Here is a 5,905-nt window from a genome sequence, read left to right on the forward strand (position 1 = left end):
GGGGCCTCGCTCGTGATCGAGGGCGGCAACATGACATTCCATTGTCCAGCCGCGTTCACCATCAAGGCAGGCTCGTTCACGTTCGTTGGACCCGACAACGTGCCGACCCAGTTGCCATCCCTGCCAGGCAGCAACCTGAAGCTCAACGACCGTCCTCCCCATACGAACTGACGCACGATGATTATCAGCCCTCCCTTTCTGCCCGAATCGGGCCTCACGTTCGACGACAGATCGAAGACTGACCCGATGATGGATGCTGTCGACGAGTTTGAACTCGCGCACGGCATCTATCCGGTCGCATCCGACCGGAGCTGGCATTGCGGCATCCACCTCGCGCCCGACACGCATGGCGCAGTGCACGCCATCGCCGATGGCGAGGTGGTCGCCTACCGGGTCTGCCAGCACGCGATGGACTCGGGCAACGGCAACGCGGGGTTCGTCCTGCTCAAGCACTCGACCGAAACGGGCGAGGGTCGTACGCTGACGTTCTATTCGCTCTATATGCACCTGCTACCGCTCGCGGAGTACCAGTCATTCGGGCATGAGGGAAATCTGCTGCCCGAATTCCTGTGCACGCCCTCCGGGGAGGATATACAAGGGAAGGTAACTCCCGCCGCGAAAGGGAGTGGCCAGAAGGTGCGCCGCAAAGACGTGATCGGCTATCTTGGGCGTTATCAGGGCGTCACGCAATTGCACTTCGAGATCTTCATGCAGCAACAGGATTTCGATGCGTACTTCGGCCATACGCAACTCGGTAATGGCGTCCCGTCAACACCGACGACTTCGGACTGCTGGGGGCATACGTACTATAGGATTGCCGCCGGACAACAGTTTTTCGCGCTACCGCCGGGAACGGATGAACATGACAAGCTGAATGGCATCGCGTTCACGGCGGGCAAGTCCGACATGAACACACTGCCGCTTGTCGTCGAAACGTACTTCAGCAAGGGGGCGAAGTACACCAAGGTCTGGAGCGTTGCGATGGACGGCACGCATACGCTGCTCACGGAGCAGCCGGTATGTGAGGCTGATTACGAATACGATCTATATGAGCGCGCGAACGCACTCTACCCCAAGTGCCCGAGCGACGGCTATGAACTGCTGCGCTTTGGGCGCATCCTTTCTCCGGCGGTGACGCTAACGGATCAGGACGCCAGTTCACCGCCTGCTCCCGATGGAGCACTGGAAGGCAACCCGCATCCGGTAACCATATCCAGTCAACGTACGACCTGGGTACAGGTAACCTACGCGGTCGGGAAGCAGGGCTATATCGACATCAACAACGCGGAGATCAAGAAGCTGTCCGATGCGGATTTTCCCTCGTTCATGGGCTGGCAGAAGATTACCAATGGCAATACTCCGTTCGATAACAACGGCAGGTGTGACCTGGCTGCGCTCAGAAACTTTGTCAAGGATGCGGGGGAAAGTGAGCGGCTTCCGGTGATTGAGGACGTTACGGAGCCCCAGCATGAGGTCGCGCTCTCGACCTACCTGAAGAGCAACAACCCGGTGCGTCAAGTATTGCGCGGATTCATCTGCAATGCACCGAGCGAATGGGATAGCACGAACAACGAGACGCGCTACGCAAAGCTACTTGACGACGGCGGTTTCTATCACGGCAACGACCAAGGCTACAGCGATTTTCTCAAGTATCTTAAGGAAATCCAGTTCTGGGATACGACCGGCTTGCCCGCCGGCCAGAAGCTCTGGTTTTTCCACCCGCTTGCGTTTATTCGGCATTTCAGGAAGTGCGGATGGCTTAGTTTGAACGAACTTACGCAGCTTCTTCCCCGTCGCTACGGGTTGAATCATGCCGGAGCAACGTTGCCATGGCAAACGGCTCGCGGTCGATTGAGTGGTGACACTATCGCTTATGCCGACCTCTGTAAAGCATTTCGAAAATATGGAATTACGACGCCGGAACGACAAACGGCATTCTTGTCGCAGATCTATATTGAAACGGGGTTGCTGAAAACGGCGATTGAGGAAGGACAGGGAAGCGCAACGACCGGAAATGCGCAGTATTACCAAGCATTCTATGGGCGCGGGCTAATGCAGCTTACATGGCCGACGCTATATGACGACTATGGGAAATTCCGTGGGTTTTCCGGAAATACATCTGGACACTATGTTGACCTGAGAATTACTACTGCTTCGACGCATTATTGGTCCGGACCGCCGACTGTAGATTCTCCCGGACATACACAAAGTGATAGAAGGCAATGGTATCCGCGCTACGATCCTGACATCGTTGCCTCAAATCATTCAAATGCTTGCGATAGTGCTGGATTTTTTTGGGTCTGGAAGCATTTCATGGGTATCTCAAATATCTCTCGGGTAGCCGATACTGGGATTGATACTGAGACGATTGGTCGGATATCCGTTTTGGTAAATGGAGGCGGGAATGGGTACGATGATAGGCAGCAGTATGCCGCCTTTGTCCTTCGATATCGTGGAGACTCGACGGAGACAGTAGCGAGTAAGACATTGGCCTATGCGCGACAGAGGATTGTCTTGGTTCCCCATCACTCGCCAACGTGGGGCGCGTCGACAGCGCTCTCGCATGTCTACGTTGACTTTACCGCTCAAAGCCCGTCGTGAAGCGAGGGCGTTACTCATGAAAAATTTCGCCGCCTTAATGCTATGCGCTTTGTCGTCCGCATTTAATACCAGTGCCTATTCTAGTATACTGGCAGTGGGGCCGATTCCGGCTATTTCAGACGTTTCGCCTGGGTTGAAAAAAAACCTTGATTCGCTAAAGGGGCGAATTGAATCTTCAGCTAGAGACTGCGCCGAGACAGCAAAAACAATGAATTCAATTGGGCAATATAGTTCTTCCATAAAAAAAATACTCGACACAGGCGAGGTAGTTGTACTCCAAGTATCTGGAGACATGATATGTGATGGAGTGCATTCTTCTTCGTATCAATATGGGATTGCATTCGAAAAAGCGAGTGGAAGGCGACTTGATTTGAATCAAATATACAACATTGCCAGCCGTCAGGATGGACGCCTATTTGTTCGGCCTGATCTCATCGATTTGGTAAAGTCTGACTATAGGGCAGTTAATGAAAATAACCCGTCCTGTCTTTCGGCAGCGGGATGGGAGGATGATCTGGCTAACCTTCCGATTACATTTTCTCCGCTTTCAGACGGATCCATAGTTATTTATTATGCGGCGCCGGACGTATCTGCCGCTTGCTTTCCCGCTTTGCGGCTGAAGCCGAATGAATTCTCCAAGTTTAGAGACGCGAAGCAAGCGTCCAAATACGCACTGCCATAGCCAAGCTACTAAAAAGAGGGTTAAGCAGTCGACTCGAAAGCGCACGTTGCTTGTTTCTCAATTTTTTACCAAATATGCAATATGGGAACTCGCTGCCCAAGTAATAATGATTTTTCAAAAAGTGAAAATAGTGGAATGAAATCTCCCATCCGAAAAGGCGACAAGCTCGAAAACGGGGGCGAAGTGACTGGCGGCTCCGAATGGTTCAACTTCATGGGCCGCCCGCTCGCCCGTAAAGGCGACGAGGCTATCTGCGACGAGCACGGCCCGACCGTCATCGATGAGGGCTACGCGAAGTTCCCCGACCGCGACGGCAAGCCGGTCGCCTTCCACCACTACCGTTGCGCCTGCGGCTGCCGCCTGATCTCGTCGCTTCAGAACGTCAATATCGAATAATGCCGGTCGATCTGTCTTTGGCCGGACGCCCCAGTGCCTATCCGCGCCGTCCCCGGTTCTGGCCGTGGTGGTTCTGCATCTGGCTTGCCTGCAACGTCTCTGGCGTTGCCATTGCAATGCTGCTTTGGCCGAAGGGACAGCTCGCAAGCGGGGGATGGTTCTGGTTCTGCTTCGTTTGCGCTCCTAACGGGGCGTTCCTGATTCTCTTTGCCATTGAGCGCGCTGGCTACGAGGGTCTCTGGTATCGGGCGTACTGGCGCAACCATCATCGGGGCCGGTGGCTCGCGGAGTGCCTCCGCACCGCGCAGAAACCCCTCCAGGTGCTCGATGTGGGCTATTGTCTGCCGCTAGGTGAGCAAACCGAACGGGCGCTGGCAGTCGCGATTGCGACCGGGAAGTGCGCGGTTACCGCTCAGTTACCGCGTACAGGCTCGAAGCTCGTCCTGCACTCCCGCTTCAAGGAATCGGACTGGAGGGCCGACGAACCCGAAACGGTCGGTCCCGAAGTCGGCAAAGAAAGCATCGGGGCACATCAGGCGACGACACCGGTTTCGCTGCTTACGCTCAAGATCGCCAAGGCTCTGGAACCACTGGAGGCGAGCCTGTGTGCCCTGACGTGCTACGAGCGGCAATGGTGGCCACAGGTTCGCGTACTCAGCAAGCCAGGCGGTGAACGGGCTGACGTCGCGCGGGTCGTTGACGCACTTCGCATCGCGGGCTTGCCGCCGCTCGCGGTACAGGCGGTAGTGGCTACGGACGGTCTGATGGTCGCCGATGCGTGGCTCGACGCAAAGGACGCCCGTCCGCTGCTCGTCGTCACGACCGCATGGCATGAGGCGGGCCCCCCCGAAGGCAGCACTGAGGGTTGCGTCGCCGTACTCATTACGGCGGGATACTTCCGCTTGCCGCAAGCGGTCAAGGTCGCCGCGCTGCTGCACAGGCCCGTCAGCGGGTTCGCTGGTGAGGCTGAATACGGTTTCGCCAATGCTGCGGTATGGGGCAACGCTGACTTTGCCTCAATCGTTCGAGCGTGGATAACCCGTCCTGTAGACGGATGCGACAGGGCGCTGCGCGCGGCCCATATGGACGCCATTGCGAAAGACGAGGCGCAGCGACGCCCCGACCGCATTGCTGGCGATCTCGGCGATGCTAACGGCTGGCTGTCCATCGCAGCAGCGATCGAATCAGGCGCGGCAGACGGCCCGCAACTCATCATTGACGGCTTACAGTCCGCAGTCCTGCGCGTAACGCCCACAACAAACGATAATAACCGGAATACCGATGAACGCCCCCAGGCTTACCCTGCGCTCGCTTGAGCCCACAACCTCGAACGAGGAATCTGCCCCGGCGAGCCGTCTGGCGATATGGGGAATACCCGTCGCGGCGCTGGTCGTCGCTCTACTCGCAATCGGCATCGTATCGCTGCGCGGCGATATGGTCGGCGTCTCGCCCGGTGAGTCTCACTTGAAGGCGATCATCGTCATCCTGTCAATCTTCGCAGTCGTTGTCGTCGCTCACCTCGTCCTGTTCGCAACTGGCGCTTATGGCTTTGCGGCGCGGCTCTTTCGCAGCGAGGCCGGAGACCGCGCTAAGGCGGCAAAGCTGCTCAAGCGCGACGCACGGCTGCAACGCATGGCCGAAGAGCTGCGCGTCGCGCATGGCTGGTTTTGGCGTAGCCGTCTGCACTGGCTGATGGTCGACGGCAGCGACGAGCAGGTCGATCAGGTTGCGCCCGGACTCAAGCAGGCAGGCGTCATGCACGTCGGCGAGACCGTCCTGGTTCATGCCGCGCCGGATGGTATCGAGAAAGAAAAGTGGCTCTGCCAGATCCGCAGATTGCGTAGTCGTCGCCCGGTCGATGGTCTGGTCCACGTCGCCCGCTCCGACAACACTGACACGGGCTTGCCACGCGCGCTCTCGATGATTGCGACTTCGCTTGGTTGGGCCGCACCTGTCACGTTCCTGCACCCGGTCGAGATACAGGCCAGCCCGTCAGGAGAGTTCAACGCGGTCGGCACCTTCATGCCGAACGGGTCACATAGGCAGGCGCAGGATGCCGCGGCATGCGTGCCTGAACTGCTCGGCCGGGTCGAGCGATGGTCGGCAGACGCGGGCGTACGCCTTTATACGCGCGAGAAAGCGGTATGGTTGCTGGAAATCTCGAAGTACGTAGGCGACCATCGCGAACAGATGGCCGCAAGCCTACGCGCGCTCGCTTCGTCGAAC

4 protein-coding genes and 1 pseudogene are annotated in these 5,905 nt (G+C 57.4%); all 5 read left to right on the plus strand.

Annotated elements, in window-relative coordinates:
• Positions 1-177 precede the first annotated feature (177 nt).
• Positions 178-2,601: a M23 family metallopeptidase gene (locus FQ755_RS33530; RefSeq protein ID WP_144161586.1), complete on the plus strand. Its 2,424-nt coding sequence runs from the start codon at positions 178-180 to the stop codon at positions 2,599-2,601.
• A 16-nt stretch (positions 2,602-2,617) separates the two neighbouring features.
• Positions 2,618-3,283: a hypothetical protein gene (locus FQ755_RS33535; protein WP_144161589.1), complete on the plus strand. Its 666-nt coding sequence runs from the start codon at positions 2,618-2,620 to the stop codon at positions 3,281-3,283.
• Positions 3,284-3,418: 135 nt separating this feature from the next.
• Positions 3,419-3,679, plus strand: coding sequence for a PAAR domain-containing protein (locus tag FQ755_RS33540; RefSeq protein ID WP_144161592.1), 261 nt, complete (start codon positions 3,419-3,421; stop codon positions 3,677-3,679).
• A complete protein-coding gene (locus FQ755_RS33545; protein WP_144161595.1) occupies positions 3,679-4,995 on the plus strand; it encodes a hypothetical protein in 1,317 nt (438 codons plus the stop codon). The genes FQ755_RS33540 and FQ755_RS33545 overlap by 1 nt, the downstream gene beginning before the upstream one ends.
• A pseudogene (locus FQ755_RS33550) lies at positions 4,961-5,905 on the plus strand (type VI secretion protein VasK); the annotation flags it as partial. The gene FQ755_RS33545 and the pseudogene FQ755_RS33550, both read left to right, overlap by 35 nt.

Source organism: Paraburkholderia sp. BCC1885, assembly GCF_900996235.1.
Classification (GTDB): domain Bacteria; phylum Pseudomonadota; class Gammaproteobacteria; order Burkholderiales; family Burkholderiaceae; genus Paraburkholderia.